We start from the raw sequence: 15,257 nt of genomic DNA, 5'->3' as shown, positions 1-15,257 counted from the left end.
CGTCGGGTATTTGTTCAGTCTTCGTACGTGTTGGCGATGTAGACGTCGCAAGTGGCGCTGTGCGCCACACTGTTGGCGACACTGCCCAGGACCCGGCCAATACCTCGCATCCTGCGGTTGCCCACCACAATGAGGCGGGCCTCCATGCTCAGCGCTTCCCTGATAAGCGCGTCGGCCGGCCTTCCGGAGGCTGCAGCATGGGTGATCTTGATGTCACCGCCCAGAGTGTCGGCCACAGTTCTGGCGACCTGTTCGGCCTTATCGGCATCCGAGACAAGCCATTTGCTGCTGCCTGTGCCAAAGACGTCAGAGCGGTCAGTGTCAAAGGCTGAGACCACATGCAGGGTCGCCCCCAGTGCTGCGGCGAGATCTCTTGCGGCCTCCGCAGCCTTTCTCGCCGTGTCACTGCCATCGACCCCAACAACAACGATTCCACTCATATGCATGCTCCCTTGCTTGCTTGCAATCCGAAAATTTAGGGCGTCCGGTGGACGCGTGTGCAGCGGCACCAGGAGGCGCCGGATGGACATCCGGCGCCTCTTGGTTCACCACAAAGCTGCGGTCAGAGTTCGGTGGGTGCGCCCGGCTCGCCAACCTTGGGGTCGATCCCGTACTTCTCCAGGATCTTCTTGATGGTGCCGTTTTCGCGCAGGGTCTGAATGTCCTCGTCCAGCGCCTTGCCGAGCGTGTCGTTCTCGAGGCTGGACGGCAGCATGACCTGGCCAACTGCGGCGAACTGGGGGACGTGTGGGTTCGGCTTGACGGCGATCACTTTGACGCCCTCGATGGGGGCGGTTTTGAACCGGTAGTTGGCGGACGCCGCGGACGCCACGAGGGCGTCGATGCGGCCGGCTTTGAGGTCTGCGTAGATGGATTCGTCGTCCTGGTAGATCTTGAAGTTGTCTCCGAGCCACTTCTGCATGCTGTCGTTCCAGAGGTTGCCCGCAACTGAGCCAACCTTTTTACCCTCGAGGTCGTCGCTGGTGAGCCCCTTGGTGGAGACGATGGCCTGGGGATCGCTCCAGAGCGGGGTGCTCAGGTGGACGATCTTGGTCCGTTCCTTGGTGCGGAGCCAGTTTCCCGAGCCGATGTCAACGCGCTTTGACTGCACGGACGGGATGACCGCGCCGGCTCCGCCCGACGTGCTCACCGTGACCTTGAGGCATTCGAGTTTGGCGATCTCGTTGATCAGGTCGCCTTCCATGCCGGTGACGTTATCGCCGTCCAGGATGGTGGCGGGTGCATAATCGTAGCTGGCGACAGTGAGTTCGCCTTCGGTGATCGTTTTGATGCCCTCATGGGCCGGCTTGCAGTCCGAGGCGCTGCCGGCGTTGCTACTGCCGCCGCAGGCGGCCAGGGAGACGGCTAGCAGGCCGGCGGCGGTGCCGGCGGAAAGCGTGCGCACGAGTGTACGGGGAGTTGGTGACATGGTTTTTCTCTCTTTGCTGAGGTTGTGGGCGGATTGCCCGGGATAAGCGAGTAGAGGTCAGTTGCGTTGCAGGTGCCGGCCGAGGCGGAGTTCCAGCAGTCGGACGAGGCCGAGGAAGACGAGGGTGAGCGATCCGTAGATGACTGCGGTAAGCAGGTAGACGCTGAGGTATTCGAAGGTGATGGAGGCGATCTCGAAGCCCTTGGACATCAGTTCCGGGACGGCGATTACGAAGGCGAGTGCGCTGCCTTGGAAGACGAGGACGGCGAGCCCGGCCAGGGGCGGGGTGGATATCCGCAGTGCCTGGGGCAGGATGATGAGGCGGAACCCTGTCCAGCCGCGAAGGCCGGAGGTGAGGGCGGCTTCCTTTTGGCCCAGTGGTACCGCTGCGAGCCCTGCGCGGAAGTATTCGGAGGCGTAGGCGCCGGTGTTCCATGTCAGCGCGATGATGGCGGTGGTCAGCGACGTCAGGGTGATGCCGGCATCAGGGAGGCTGAAGTACATCAGGTACAGCAGCACCAGGGCCGGAAGTCCCCGCCCAATCTCGACGGAGAAGAAGGAGATCCACTGCAGGGGCGGGAATTTTGCCGTGGCCATCACGGCGAACAGCAAGCCGAGCGGGAAACCGAAGAGCAGTGAGAGTCCGGTCAGTTGGAGGCTGACAAGGAGTCCTGGAGCGAGGTTGGGCAACCATCCGATCCACTGGGTGAGCATGTCCATCACGCCACTCCGATCTTCCTGCGGAGCCTGAGGTCGACCCGCCGTGAGACGAGGGCCACCACGAGGCTGATCACGATGTAGAGCGCGCCGGCAACGATGAATGAAAGAAGACCCTCGTGCGTTTGCTTGGCGCTTTGCTGGGCGTAGTAGGTGATCTCACGGACGCCGATGGTGGAGGCCAGGGCAGAGTCCTTGAGGAGTCCGATGCCGTAGGTGGCGATGGCGGGCAGGGCCACCCGGAACGCCTGCGGGGTGATGATGTGTCCCACCGTGGTGACGGCGCTCAAGCCCAGCGCGTGGGCGGCTTCGCGCTGGCCGTCGGGGATGCTGAGCAGGCCGGAGCGGTAGATCTCGGCCATGAAGGCGGAGGCGATGATGGAGAAGCCGATGATCGCGGCCTGGATGGTGGAGAGCCGCAGCGCGTATTGGGGCAGGCCGAAGTAGATCAGGAACAGCCAGGTGATGGGCGGGATGACCCGGACGATGTTGATGTAAAGGGTTGCGATGGCCCGGACGATGGCGATGGGGGAGCGGACGGCCCCGACAAGCACCAGGCCGATGATGCCGCCGAACAGGAGTGAGGCGCCCGTGACGTACAGCGTGAGTCCGACGCCCCGGGCGATCGAGGGCAGGAGTTCCATGATCATCGGGGGCTCACCTGTCCAGCACGGCTTTGAGGAACTGCCGGGTGCGGTCGTTCTGCGGCTCCGACATCACCTGCTCGCTCGGGCCGATCTCCAGCACGCCGCCGTTGCCCATCACCATGATGCGGTCCGAGACGTCACGGGCGAAGTGCATCTCGTGCGTCACCACGAGCATGGTCATGCCCTCGTCCGCGAGGTCACGCATGACAGCGAGCACCTCGAGGCCGATCTCGGGATCGAGGGCAGAGGTCGGTTCGTCGAAGAGCATGACCTTCGGTGACAGGGCCAGAGCGCGGGCGATGGCGATGCGCTGCTGCTGCCCTCCGGAGAGGCGGGCGGGGTATGCCTTGGCCTTGTCGGGAAGGCCAACGCGCTTGAGCAGCTTCTCCGCGGTTTCCTGCGCCTGCTCCTTGCTGGCGCCCAAAACCTTGCGCTGGGGCAGTGTGATGTTCTCCATCACGGTCAGGTGCGGAAACAGGTTGAAGCTTTGGAAGACCATTCCGGTGACCCGCCGGAGGTGGTCCAGGCTCGCTTTGTCCGGCAGTTTCCCGCCGGCAACAACCTGGGCGCCGCCGATTTCGATCGTGCCCTCAGTTGGGGTTTCCAGGTAGTTCAGGCAGCGCAGAAAGGTGCTCTTGCCTGCCCCGGACGGGCCAATGATCGAGACTACTTCACCCTCGTTCATCACCAGATTCACATCTGATAAAACACGGCTCGCTCCATAACTCTTGCCGAGTCCGGAAACCGCAACTTCACCAGAGTGTGTGGTGCGGGGAGCTTTGGTGCCAAAGCTTAAGCCCATTTTCAGTTCCTTTGGGTAGTGGGCGCATTAGTCATGAGTCAACTCGTCGACGGTGCGGTGTTCCGCAGAGGCCGCGTGACGCTCTCAGTGCCGCACATGCTGTGGCTTGCTTCACCGCATGTGCTTTACGTCACTGTAGCCAGCGATTAGGGCGGTGTCCAGATCTGTGATCACAAATCACGAAAAACGGACCCACCCGAAGTTGCGGCAGTGGTTTCCACCTTGCCGCCCGTGATGGCTTGGCCCCCTCCTCGCTATAGTGCCGAAACGGGGCGCTAAGTTTTGGAGTGTCTACTTCGGAGCGAAAAGGACATGCTTCGCTTTCGGGCACACGAGTGATGCGTGCGCTGTCTGCTCACCGATCTATTCGAGCCCGGGGCCAGCTATAGTGCTGCGGCTTGTTCTGCCAGGCGTGCCTTGATCCGCTCGCTGGCGTCCAGGAGGGAAGCCTCGTTGACTGCTGCGGCAGCCGCAGGGTCGGCGCTCCGGGCGGCGGCCACCAAGTCCTGCTGGTAGCGCCACAGGAAGTCGTCTTTTCCGGCGTCCAGGGACCCTTGGGCGCCAACGATCTTGTACGCGCGGCATTGCTGCCACAGCGCCCGAATCATCTGGAGAAGCACGGGGTTTCCCGCGGCTTCATAGAGGACCGCGAGCATGGCCTCGTCGTGATCAAGCAGATCAATCACCCGGCGTTCGTCAATCGCCTTCCGCATCAAGTCGTATTCGGACTGCATCCTGTCGCAGTCCTGGGCGGTGACCTTCTCAGTGCCGAGGCGTGCTGCCTCAGTTTCCAGGAGCCGTCGGACGTCGTAGACATGGATCAGTTCTTCGAAGGTCAGGCTCTTGACCACCGCCCCCTTGTGCGGCTGGCGTTCGGCCAACCCGGTCTCCTCCAGGCGCCGGATAGCCTCGCGCACGGGCATCACGCTGGTTCCCACCTGCTCAGCGAGGTCTCGCACCTTTAGCCGCGACCCGGCCGGCAGGTCCCCACTGAGGATCGCCGCATGAATCATCCCGTAGACCTGGTCGGTCAGAAGGGTGGGCTCGGCGCGCTGGGATATGACCACAGATCAAATATACGGCCCTCACGGCAATCGACGCGGTGACGACTCATCAGCTGGACAGTCCCGTTCGGAAAATCTCACCGCAGGCCTTGTGTGATCTGTGATCACATTTTATAGTGGTTTGAGTCACACGGCTTTGCGCAGGCAAGCCCTTCCATGGGGTGGCGCCAATAGCCGCTCCCAGGGCGGTCACAAAACCAACCAACAGCAAGGAACGGGAATCATGAAAGACGTAGTCATCGTCGGTGCCGGACTCGCCGGCCTCTCGGCAGCTTGGCGGCTCCGGCACTGGGACACGGTTGTCCTGGAATCCGGAGACCGCGTGGGTGGACGGCTCCGCTCCGAACGCCGGGGTGACTACTGGCTGAACTGGGGCGGGCACGTTTTCGCCGGCGCCGGATCCTCCACGGACGCGCTGCTCAATGAGGTCGGCGTGATGGCGGTCCAGATCCCGGGGTCGCTGCAGGGCCTGTCGATGAACGGGAAGTTCATCAAGAAGGGGCACATTGCCACCTACCCGTTCCGCATCCCCATGTCGTTTTCCTCCCGGGTGGACACCATGCGTGCCGGTCTAAAGGTGGTCAGTGGAGTGGCCAAGTACACCGGCGTGGTGCGCAAGCGTGCGGGCGAATCCGGTGCCATGCGGCAGCAGCGCATTTACGACTTTGAGAACAGCACCTCTTTCCAGGACTTCATCGGCAACCTGTCCGAGGACGCCGCCGCCCTATTCAAGACCACCGTCACCCGCTCAGCCGGCGACATGGACGAGATCTCCGCCGGCGCCGGCATCGGCTACTTCAGCCTGGTCCTCGGATTTGGCCAGGGCCTTAGTCAGGGCATCGTGGGCGGCCCGTCCACGCTGACCGAATCGATCGCAGCTGCCATGGGGGACCGCATCCAGCTCGGGGCAGCCGTCCAGGAAGTAGTCCACAAGAAGGATTCCGTCGTGGTCCGGTACCGCCAGGACGGCGCCGACCGCGAGGTTGAAGCCCGCACGGTGGTTCTCGCCACCACCGCCGATGTGTCGCACAAGATTGGCGTGGACCTTCCCGAGGACCTGCGCGGGGCACTCAGCCAGATCAAGTACGGCCCCCACGTCAGCACCGCGTTCCTGACCAACGAGACAACCGCCAAGCCGTGGGATGACATCTACGCCATCGCAGCACCGAAGCGCTCGTTCGCGATCGCCCTGAACCAGGCGAGCATCGTCCGCGGGACCGAGTCCGTCCGCAAGCCCGGCGGCAGCTTCATGACCTTCTCCCCGGCAAGTCTGGGCAAGGCCCTGCTGGAAAAGCCCGAGGAAGAAGTCATCAAGACCCACCTCACAGACCTCGACCAGGTCCTTGGCCACGGCTTCGCCGACAGCGTAGTGGAAGCCAAGGTCGACCGGTGGAAGAACGCTTCCCCATACTGCTTCCCGGGCCGGGCCAAGATTCAGTCCACCCTGATGAGGGGCGCGGACCGCGTCTTCCTGGCAGGCGACTACCTGGGAACCCTGTACACCGAAAGCTCCATCACCACCGGCTTCTCCGCAGCCCAGGAAGCAGCCAGCGTACTGGCCACCCACCGCCAGGGCCAGCCTCATTCCGGCCTGTCCGTCGTCGCCTGACCATCCATCCCCTGACTACATCCCACGAACTTAAGTAAGGAATCCTCCATGACCAGCAACCTCCGTGGTGTCCTCACCGCACTCTCCACGCCCTTCAACCAGGACGAAACCATCGACGTCGAAACCCTCCGGAAGATCGTTGACCGCTCCATCGAGGCCGGCGTCGACGGCGTTGTCGCCGCCGGATCTACCGGTGAAGTCGGCGCGCTGTCCTCAGAAGAGCGGCTGCTCCTGATCGAAACCGTCATCAACCAGGCCAACGGACGCGTCCCGGTCATCGCCAACACCGGCGCCACCACCACCGCCGAGGCCATCCGGCTGTCCCAGGCAGCCGAGAAGCTGGGCGCCGACGTGCTGATGCTCATCACGCCCTACTACGAACCGCTCTCACTGGAAGAGACGGTCACCTACATCAAGGACGTCGCCGCCTCCGTCAAGATACCGGTGATGCTCTACAACATCCCGCCGGTCACCGGCATCAACCTGGACCCCGCCACCGTGCGTGCACTGGCCGAAGAAGTGGAGAACATCCGTTACATCAAGGACTCCAGCGCCAACTGGGAACAGGCGCTGCAGCTGATCCACCACCACAGCGATGTCATCGGTACCTTCATCGGCTGGGACGTCTACCTCTACAGCGCCCTGGTCGAAGGCGCGGCCGGCGTCATGGCAGGCACCGCCAATGTTGTCCCCGACGAAATCGTCGCCGTCAGCCGGAAAATCGCCGAAGGCGACCTCGCCGGTGCGCTGGAGCTGTGGAAGAAGGTGTACCCGGTCATCGACGCCCTCCTCTCCGTGCCATTCATCCCGGCCGTCAAGGCAGGCCTGACCCGGCAGGGCATCGCGGCCGGCTCCCCGCGCCGCCCCACCGCCGACCTGAACGCCGACGACCTGGCCCGTGTCCAGCAGGCCGTGTCCGCCCTCTACCAGAACGTGGGCTAAGACCATGACGACAGAAACTGCACTGTTCACCGTCATCCGGGCGGACTCGACACCGGCGCCTTCACTTCCTCCGTTCGGTCAGTTCATCGGCGGGAAGTTCATCCCCTCCACGTCCACCTCCACGGTGGACATCGTCAACCCGGCCACGGAGGAAGTCCTGGCGCAGGTACCCGCCGGCACCGCCGAGGACGTGGACGCCGCCGTGGCAGCCGCCGCCGCGGCCAAGGACGCCTGGGCGGCAACGACGCCCCGGGACCGCGCCGCTGTCCTGCTGAAGATCGCGGACATCATCGAGGCCAACCGGGAGCTGTTCGAAACCCTCGAAGCCGCCAACACCGGCAAACCCCCGGCCGTGGCGGAAGACGACATCTCCAGCGCCATCGACACCTTCCGGTTCTCCGCCGGCGCGGCCCGGGCCTACAGCACCCTCGGCGCCGACGACTACGCCGAAAACCACACCTCGGTGATCCACCGCGAACCGGTCGGCGTCGTCGGCGTCATCACACCGTGGAACTATCCGCTGCTGATGGCCGCGTGGAAGGTCGCCCCGGTCCTCGGCGCAGGCAACACCTTGGTCCTCAAGCCCTCTGAGCAGACGCCGCTGACCACCCTCAAACTGGCCGAGCTCATCGCCGGCGAGGTTCCCGCCGGCGTGGTGAACATCGTCACCGGCCCCGGCCGCGTGGTGGGCAACCGCCTCTCCGAGCACCCCGACGTGGACCTCGTCGCCATCACCGGCAGCGTGGGCAGCGGCCAGAAGGTCGCCGCCGCAGCAGCCGGTTCCGTCAAGCGGGTCCACCTCGAGCTGGGCGGCAAGGCACCCGTCGTCGTCTTCGCCGACGCCGACCTCGAGGCCGCCGCGAAGGGCGTCCGCAGCGCCGGGTTCTGGAACGGCGGGCAGGAATGCGGCGCGGCATGCCGCGTCCTGGTCCACGAATCGGTGGCCGAAAAGTTCACCGAACTGCTCGTCCGGGAAATCAGCGAAATCACCGTCGGCACCCCCGGCGCCGGCGACGCCGAAATCGGCTCCATGATCTCCAAGGCCCACTACGAGCGGGTCCTCGCAGCACTCGACGACATCCGCAAGGACGGCCTGACCATCGCCGTCGGCGGACGCGCCATCGAGGGCCCGGGCTACTTCATCGAGCCCACCGTGGTCACCAACGTCCCGGCCGGTGCCGCGATCACCAGCAACGAGATCTTCGGGCCCGTCGTGTCAGTGGAAACGTTCAGCACCGACGAGGAAGCCGTCACCCGCGCCAACGAGACGATCTACGGCCTGGCCGCCTCCGTATGGACCAGGGATTCCGCCCGGTCGCTGACCGTTCCGCGGAAGCTGGACTTCGGCACCGTCTGGGTCAACTCCCACCTGGTCATCGCGACCGAAATGCCTTGGGGCGGCTTCAAGGGTTCCGGCTACGGCCGGGACCTCTCCAGCTACGCCCTGGACGACTTCTCCCGCACCAAGCACGTCATGTACAACCGCGGCTGATTTCCCGTCCCGGCCATCCGTCAGTACCTGGGCACCGGCTCAGCCCCAAGCAGCGCCGGCGCCCAGGTACCACCCCCCAAACTCAGGGGGATCCGGAGCTTCTTCTCACGCCCCGCCCATCAGCACCGCTCAGTTTCCCATTGACCGGGAGGTCAAAATGCCCGTCGGCCAGCTTCTCAATGTCGCGAATCAGGCGAAAACCATCCCGTCCATCCCAGCCCGCCAGGAGTGACGCCATGTCATCCATGAAGAACACAACCTCCCACCGGAGCCTCGCCTCAACGCCGAGCAAACGACGCTTCCTGATCAGAATGGTCGCAGTCCTTATCGGCGGGATGTTCCTGGACGGCTACGTCCTGGGCATCATCGGACCAGTATCCGGGACGATGGCCAAAGACCTGCAGCTCACCGTGGTCTGGCAAGGACTCATCGCTGCAGCAGCCCTCATCGGCATTTTGATCGGTTCACCTCTGGGCGGCTGGGTCTCCGATAAATGGGGCCGCAAGCCGATCTTTATGTTCGACATCGCCCTGTTCGCGATCGCCTCAGGCATGCAATTTTTCATCGACTCACCCGTCTGGCTGCTCGTGGTCCGGCTGCTGATGGGTATCGCGATCGGCACTGAGTACGCCGTCGGCTGGCCCCTGATGGCAGAGTTCTCACCCGCGCACCTGCGCGGACGGCTCATGGGTGCCATGGGAATCGCCTGGTACGCCGGGTTCATGATCGCATTCCTGATCGGCCACCTGCTGAATGAATACACCGATCTGAGCTGGCACTTTATCCTCGGGACCAGCACGTTCATCGCCGTGGCCCTGTTCCTGGGCCGGCTCGGCATGCCCGAATCGCCGCGCTGGCTCTGGAGCGTAGGCCGCAAGGACGAAGCGCGCGCCCTCGCCTACAAGTACATGCCGGAGGACGCGCTTGACGACGTCCAGCATGAGGACGTCCGCAAGGGCAGCTTCGGCATGCTGTTCTCCAGACAGTACTGGCGCTCGACGCTTTTCATCTCCGGGTTCTGGTTCTGCGCCGTGACCCCGTACTTTGCCATCGCCACCTTCGCTGACAGCGTTCTGGACCAGTACGGTCTCGCCGGCGGCCTCGCCGGCGGCGTCGGCCTCTCCGCCATCGCCCTGGCCGGCGTGGTCATCACGTTCCTGCTCATTGATAAAGTCGGCCGCCGGGTACTGACCGTACCAACCCAGTGGCTGTGCGCCGTCGTCCTCGCCGTCATCGGCCTGTGGACGGGTGCCCCGGCACCCGTAGTGCTCGTCCTGTTCCTGATCTTCTCGTTCTTCAACGCCGGGTACAACACCTTGACGAACGTCTACCCCGGAGAGGTCCTCCCCACCGAGATCCGGGGGATCGGAACCGGTTTCGCGGCTGCCGTCAGCCGCGTCGGAGCAGGTATCGGCACGTTCCTGATGCCACTGTCGATGGAGAACTTCGGGCCCGGCCCGACCATGCTGATCGCGGCCTTTGTCGCCCTGGCCGGCGCCGCACTGTCCCAGTGGCTCGCCCCGGAAACGAAAGGCAAAACGCTCACCGAAGCGGCCGCCGGGTACTCACACTAGCAACACCGCCTTGCCACCGGGGAAGGCTCCCCGTGTGCCATCCACCACAACCAGAACATGGTGCCGGACGTTTCAGTCCGGCACCATTTCCACACTCCAGGCGTAACTTCGCTGACCAGCCGGATCACAGAAACGCTGCAGGAGCTGGGCCCGGGCTTTTCGTTCGTCGGCCTCCAGCCCTCTTAGACGTGGGATTGAGTTCTAAGGCCTTCCCAGACAAACGTCAAGAGCTACAGGTCTTTTCGCCAGGTTGGGGCCTGTACCGCGCATCAGGTGCAGCCGGCAGTTGATTCCCTTCGACCTCGCCTTGGTTGGTCGTGGCTGAGTCCTGTTGATGCCTGGACCACGAACAGACGTTGTCCTATGGTTGGGGCATCAACGGTCGATGGCCGGGTGGAGCTCCACCCGGGAGGTGCATCATGGGTATCGTTTCATCCGGTTTCCGTGGACGGCGGTCCGAGAATCCTGCACTGCCTCCTGGGCAGCATGAGACGCAGGACTTTCCCGTCCTCACCGCCGGGCCTGCTCCGCTTATCTCCGTTGACGAATGGGAGTTTTTCATCAGCGTGGAGAGCGGCCAGCGGCTCTCCTGGTCCTGGAACGAATTCATGGCCTTGCCGCAGGAGAAAATCACTCAAGACATTCACTGCGTGACCAGTTGGTCAAAACTGGGAACGGTGTGGCGTGGGGTTTCATTGGACACGCTCTTTGAAAACGTCGAAACGACCAGCGACTTCGCCACGGCGCATTCCTTTGGCGGGTACACAACGAATGTTCCGCTGTGGGATCTCTTGGACGGCAAGGCCTGGGTGGTGTGGGAATACGATGGACAACCGCTTGCACGGGCCCACGGCGGACCGGCACGGCTTCTGGTGCCGCATTTGTATTTCTGGAAGAGCGCCAAGTGGATTCACGGCGTGGAACTGACACGGGAAGACATACCGGGATTCTGGGAGTCGAATGGCTACCACCTTCACGGCAATCCGTGGCGCGAGGAGCGGTACTCGTGAGGCAGATGCCGTGAGCACCGCATGGCATGTCGCCGAGGTGGTTGGCGGGGTCGAGGAAAGCCCCACGGCCCGCACGATTCGGCTGCGCGTGGATGGCTTGATGGGACATCTGGCCGGTCAGCACATTGACATTCGTCTTACCGCCGATGACGGGTACGCCGCGATCCGTTCCTACTCGGTGGCGTCCGCGGGATCGGATGAGCATCTGGAAATCACTGTTGACGAGCTGCCCGACGGCGAAGTGTCGCCTTACCTTGTCCGTGACCTGGCGGTCGGGGATCGGTTGGAAATCAGGGGACCGGTGGGCGGCTGGTTTGTGTGGCGGCCGAGCAATGAGAACCGGGTGCAGCTGATCGGGGGAGGGTCAGGTGTGGTGCCACTGATGTCGATGATCCGGGCCCATCAGGCTTCCACTAATGCGGCCCCGTTCCGGTTGCTTTATTCCTTGAAGTCGCCCGAGACGTCGCTGTACCGGGAAGAGCTGCGCCGATTGGATCGGGAATCGGCCAAGTTGATGGTCGACTACGTCTATACGCGTTCGACGCCGGAAGGCTGGCCGGTCGCGCCGGCGCGGGTTACGTCGGATACCCTTTTGGGCAAGATCTTCCCAGCCGAGGAGAATCCGGATGTGTTTGTCTGCGGCCAAACGGTTTTCGTGGAGACTGTTGCGGACTGGCTTGTGACGGCCGGCTATTCGCCGGGGTCGATAAAGACTGAACGGTTTGGCGGGACGGGAGGTATCCGGTGAACGGCGCCGACGACTTCGCTGCCTCCGAAGATCAGGATATTGCAGCATCAGCCCACGACCCGGTCCCCCACGTGGACGGCAATGCCGCAGCCGGCGCCCTGTCCGAAGTGTTCCGCATCGACATCATCGCAGCGCTCGGACGCTGCCTGCATTGCGGCTCAGTCAGGGCCTTCGGCGAAGCCATGGTCTTCACCGATGCGCCCGGTATCGTGGTGCGGTGCCGTGACTGCCAGGGTGTGCTGCTGAGATTGGTGGAGACACCAACCCACTATTGGTTGGACCTGAGCGGCCTCAGCTATCTGCAGATCGACCGCGGGGAGTAGGGCCCCGGGGGCAGCCCTGTTACCCGGCCGCCTTGCGGGACTGGGCGCGGGCCTCGATCACCTTCACGGTGTTGTGGAAGGCCTTCACGAGGACGCTCTTGCCGATGCTTGCGACAACAGCTTCCAGTAGCCGTCCGCGCAGGTTCTTACCTTCCCGGACTGCGGTGTAGTCCACGCTGGTCGTGCCGTCCTGGTTCACGCTGAGGTCGTAGGTGTGGCCGGAGTTTCGGCCCCATGCGTTCGAATCGGTGGTGGTAAGTACGACGTGGGCCGGGTTCGACCAGTCGTAGTGCAGCCGTTCCCAGACTCCGCTGGAGCCCTCGGTCACGTCGGCCTGGGTTTTCCCGCGGTCGTGAACCTGCAGGTACTTGTCGGCGCTGTTCCCGAAGAGCTCTGCACGCCCGGGGCCGAAGTCGGTCAGGGCGGCGATGAACTGTTCGGGAGTTGCGCTCGTGGTCGCTTGCAGCTTGATGGTGGTCATTTTTTTCCTTATTCTTTCTCAATGCGGCTCCGGGGTCTGCCGGCGGCATTTGCGTGGCTGCCGATCTCAGCGCCCGCGCTTGCAGAGGATCGTCCCGCGTCAGTGTTGTTCGAGGAGTTGCTGGCCGCCGTCGATGTCGTACGTCGCCCCGGTCAGGGCTGTGTTGGTCATGAGGTGCACGGCCAGCGCTGCAACATCGGCCGGTCCAACGACGCGGCCGATCGGCAAGGTGGTGCGGAGCTGGCTGCGGCGCTCGTCGAGGCCAGCGCCGAGGAGCGAGGCGGACAGGGGTGTGTCGACGAAGCCTGCGGCGATCACGTTCACCCGGACGGGCGCGATCTCCAGGGCCAGGTTGGCTGCCAGAGCGGGAAGCGCGGCGGTGACGGCCGAGATGATCGCAAACCCTGGCCCCGGACGGCGGCCCCCGGTCCCGCTCATGAACAGCAAGGTCCCTCCTGGCCGGACTCTGCCCGCGGAGTAGCGGGCGACGCCGAGCATTAGCATCGCGGATGCCGCCAGGGCGTGGCGCGCCTGGTCGAAGTCCATGTCGGCAAGGGGTGCGTAGTAAGGGCGCCCGGCGGTGACCATGACGTGGTCCACCAGTCCCGGGAGATGTTCAAATAACCCGGCGAGGGCGCCCTGGTCGTTGGCGTCGAATGCCGCTGTGTCCAGGGCTCCGAGCTCGTGTGCCGCGTCCTGGAGTCTCGCGGCGTCACGGCCGGCGAGTATGACCTCCGCGCCTGCGGCCTTGGCACGCCGTGCGGTTTCCAAACCGATGCCGGCGCTTCCGCCGATCACCACCACGGTTTGCCCCGGCAATCCCGGCTCGCGCGGGGACGGCGGGCCGGCGGCTTCGCTGCTCATCGGATCACCTCCCGTCAGTCCGCCGCGGACGGTCCCGCGCCGACCGGCGTGGATGCGGCCGCGATCTGCCCGCGGAGTGCCTTCAGCGCGGGGACGTAAATTTCCGAGAATGTCGGGAACGGCTGGATCGTGTCGTTCAGGATATCGAGCGGGACACGGGCCCGGATGGCCAGGGTGGCCTGCTGCAGCCACTCGCCGGCCTCGGGGCCGAGCGCATATGCGCCGGTCAGTCGTTCGCCATCGCTGATGAGCGTGAGGAAGCCGTTGCTTTCGGCGTAGGCACGCGTATAGGTCGCCGTCTTGGACACCTGGGAGACAGGCACGCTCGCGCTGAAGCGGCCCTCGGCCGCGCCCACGGCCGCTGCCTGGGGGTCGGTGTAGGTGACCCGCGGAACGGCGTCGTAGTTTGCTTCCCGCGGTTCCCCGAGAATGTTCGCCGCGACGACATCTCCCTGGTACTTGCCGACGTGGGTCAGTGGCCAGATTCCGGTGACGTCGCCGATCGCCCACACCCCGTCGGTGACGCGCAGGTGCGCATCGACAGGTATTCCGTGGGTGTCGGGCTCGATGCCGATGGTTTCCAGGCCGATGCCGCGGACCCGGGGTCGCCTGCCCGTGGCCACGAGCAACCGGTCACCGCGCAGTTCGCGCCCGTCGTCGAGGGCCAGGACGAAGTCTTCGCCGTCGCGCCGGGCAGCGGAGGTGCTGGCGGACAGGACGAGTTCGATGCCTTCGTTGTGGAAAACGTCGCCGAGTGCCTTGCCCAGGGGCGCCGGTTCCCGTCCGAGGACGTGATCGGACCGGTCGATGAGGGCCACCTCGCCACCGAGCCGGTGCACGGCCTGGGCTATTTCGACGCCGACCGGGCCGCTACCGAGGATGAGCAGGCGGCGGGGGACGGCTTTCATGGAGGTCGCCTCGCGGCTGGTCCACACCCCCTCGAGTTCGCGCAGGCCAGGGACCGGGGGGATGACGGGATCGGCGCCGTTGGCGAGGACCACGTGGCGGGCGCTGTGCCGGACGCCGTCGACCTCGACGACGCCGGGACCGGCGAGGCTGCCGGTGCCGCGCAGCAGGTCGATGCCGTTATCGGCCAGCCAGCGTTCCTGTCCGGCATCGGAGTAATCCGAGACCATGAAGTCGCGCCAGGCAAGTGCGGCCTTGGCGTCGACCTCGGCGGTGGCGGCTGCCTCGCGGGCCGCATGGACCGCCTCCCCGGGTCGCAGCAGCGTCTTGGACGGGATGCACGCCCAGTACGAACACTCCCCGCCCACCAGTTCCCGTTCCACCACTGCCACGTGCAGCCCGCCCTCGGCGAGGGCGCCCACGCAGTGCTCGCCCGGCGAACCGCCGCCGATGACGATCACGTCGTAGTCGCTGTTCATGTCGGCAATTCCTCACCGGCATGCTCGCGCACCATGTAGAGCGCGTACCAGTCGGGCCAGTTCGGATCTTCTTGGCCTGTGCGTTCTTCGTGCTTGCCGTGGGCTTCCGCGGCCCGCCTCAGGGCTTCGGCAAGCTCGGCCGCGGATTCGTAGGTCGTGGCCATCAGTCT

General features: G+C 64.6%; 17 protein-coding genes. 7 read left to right on the top strand and 10 right to left on the bottom strand.

Going from position 1 to position 15,257, the window contains the following annotated elements:
• Positions 1–14: 14 nt before the first annotated feature.
• The 6 genes from ACFVTE_RS03160 to ACFVTE_RS03135 form a co-directional block, all read right to left on the bottom strand.
• On the bottom strand, positions 15–440 hold the full coding sequence (locus ACFVTE_RS03160; RefSeq protein ID WP_387096712.1) for a universal stress protein: 426 nt from the start codon (positions 438–440) through the stop codon (positions 15–17).
• A 122-nt stretch (positions 441–562) separates the two neighbouring features.
• Positions 563–1,429, bottom strand: a complete 867-nt coding sequence (locus ACFVTE_RS03155) for a substrate-binding periplasmic protein (protein WP_387096709.1) — start codon at positions 1,427–1,429, stop codon at positions 563–565.
• 57 nt (positions 1,430–1,486) lie between these two features.
• On the bottom strand, positions 1,487–2,149 hold the full coding sequence (locus ACFVTE_RS03150; RefSeq protein WP_387096706.1) for an amino acid ABC transporter permease: 663 nt from the start codon (positions 2,147–2,149) through the stop codon (positions 1,487–1,489).
• Entirely contained in the window at positions 2,149–2,796 is a 648-nt protein-coding gene (locus tag ACFVTE_RS03145) for an amino acid ABC transporter permease (RefSeq protein ID WP_387096703.1), read from the bottom strand. The genes ACFVTE_RS03150 and ACFVTE_RS03145 overlap by 1 nt, the downstream gene beginning before the upstream one ends.
• Before the next feature lie 7 nt (positions 2,797–2,803).
• Positions 2,804–3,595, bottom strand: coding sequence for an amino acid ABC transporter ATP-binding protein (locus tag ACFVTE_RS03140; protein ID WP_387096700.1), 792 nt, complete (start codon positions 3,593–3,595; stop codon positions 2,804–2,806).
• 383 nt (positions 3,596–3,978) lie between these two features.
• On the bottom strand, positions 3,979–4,662 hold the full coding sequence (locus tag ACFVTE_RS03135) for a GntR family transcriptional regulator (RefSeq protein ID WP_387096698.1): 684 nt from the start codon (positions 4,660–4,662) through the stop codon (positions 3,979–3,981).
• A gap of 220 nt (positions 4,663–4,882) precedes the next feature.
• Between ACFVTE_RS03135 and ACFVTE_RS03130 the strand changes: the two genes are divergently transcribed.
• The 7 genes from ACFVTE_RS03130 to ACFVTE_RS03100 all read left to right on the top strand — a co-directional run bounded on the left by ACFVTE_RS03130 (position 4,883) and on the right by ACFVTE_RS03100 (position 12,357).
• Positions 4,883–6,268 carry a protoporphyrinogen/coproporphyrinogen oxidase gene (locus tag ACFVTE_RS03130; protein ID WP_387096695.1) on the top strand — a complete coding sequence of 462 codons (1,386 nt, stop codon included), beginning with the start codon at positions 4,883–4,885 and terminating at the stop codon, positions 6,266–6,268.
• Positions 6,269–6,316: 48 nt separating this feature from the next.
• A complete protein-coding gene (gene dapA / locus ACFVTE_RS03125; protein WP_387096692.1) occupies positions 6,317–7,210 on the top strand; it encodes a 4-hydroxy-tetrahydrodipicolinate synthase in 894 nt (297 codons plus the stop codon).
• 4 nt (positions 7,211–7,214) lie between these two features.
• Positions 7,215–8,702: an aldehyde dehydrogenase family protein gene (locus ACFVTE_RS03120; RefSeq protein WP_387096690.1), complete on the top strand. Its 1,488-nt coding sequence runs from the start codon at positions 7,215–7,217 to the stop codon at positions 8,700–8,702.
• Between the two features lie 236 nt (positions 8,703–8,938).
• Positions 8,939–10,276 (top strand): MFS transporter, encoded by a 1,338-nt coding sequence (locus ACFVTE_RS03115; RefSeq protein WP_387096688.1) that lies wholly within the window; start codon positions 8,939–8,941, stop codon positions 10,274–10,276.
• Positions 10,277–10,695: 419 nt separating this feature from the next.
• Positions 10,696–11,286 (top strand): sulfite oxidase-like oxidoreductase, encoded by a 591-nt coding sequence (locus ACFVTE_RS03110; protein ID WP_387096685.1) that lies wholly within the window; start codon positions 10,696–10,698, stop codon positions 11,284–11,286.
• A 10-nt stretch (positions 11,287–11,296) separates the two neighbouring features.
• Entirely contained in the window at positions 11,297–12,034 is a 738-nt protein-coding gene (locus tag ACFVTE_RS03105) for a ferredoxin reductase (RefSeq protein ID WP_387096682.1), read from the top strand.
• A complete protein-coding gene (locus ACFVTE_RS03100) occupies positions 12,031–12,357 on the top strand; it encodes a DUF6510 family protein (protein ID WP_387096680.1) in 327 nt (108 codons plus the stop codon). The genes ACFVTE_RS03105 and ACFVTE_RS03100 overlap by 4 nt, the downstream gene beginning before the upstream one ends.
• A gap of 19 nt (positions 12,358–12,376) precedes the next feature.
• Here ACFVTE_RS03100 and ACFVTE_RS03095 read toward each other — a convergent pair whose 3' ends face one another.
• The 4 genes from ACFVTE_RS03095 to ACFVTE_RS03080 form a co-directional block, all read right to left on the bottom strand.
• Positions 12,377–12,838, bottom strand: a complete 462-nt coding sequence (locus ACFVTE_RS03095; protein WP_387096678.1) for a hypothetical protein — start codon at positions 12,836–12,838, stop codon at positions 12,377–12,379.
• A gap of 99 nt (positions 12,839–12,937) precedes the next feature.
• A complete protein-coding gene (locus tag ACFVTE_RS03090) occupies positions 12,938–13,702 on the bottom strand; it encodes an SDR family oxidoreductase (protein ID WP_387096675.1) in 765 nt (254 codons plus the stop codon).
• A 14-nt stretch (positions 13,703–13,716) separates the two neighbouring features.
• Positions 13,717–15,087 (bottom strand): dihydrolipoyl dehydrogenase family protein, encoded by a 1,371-nt coding sequence (locus ACFVTE_RS03085; RefSeq protein WP_387096672.1) that lies wholly within the window; start codon positions 15,085–15,087, stop codon positions 13,717–13,719.
• Positions 15,084–15,251, bottom strand: coding sequence for a hypothetical protein (locus ACFVTE_RS03080; protein WP_377950776.1), 168 nt, complete (start codon positions 15,249–15,251; stop codon positions 15,084–15,086). Before ACFVTE_RS03080 ends, ACFVTE_RS03085 begins: the two co-directional genes overlap by 4 nt.
• Between the last annotated feature and the right edge of the window lie 6 nt (positions 15,252–15,257).

Origin of the sequence: Arthrobacter sp. NPDC058097 (genome assembly GCF_042884885.1) — a bacterium.
Classification (GTDB): Bacteria; Actinomycetota; Actinomycetes; order Actinomycetales; family Micrococcaceae; genus Arthrobacter.
Note: the sequence above shows the minus strand (reverse complement) of the source record. Positions and strands in the feature narration are given on the sequence as shown.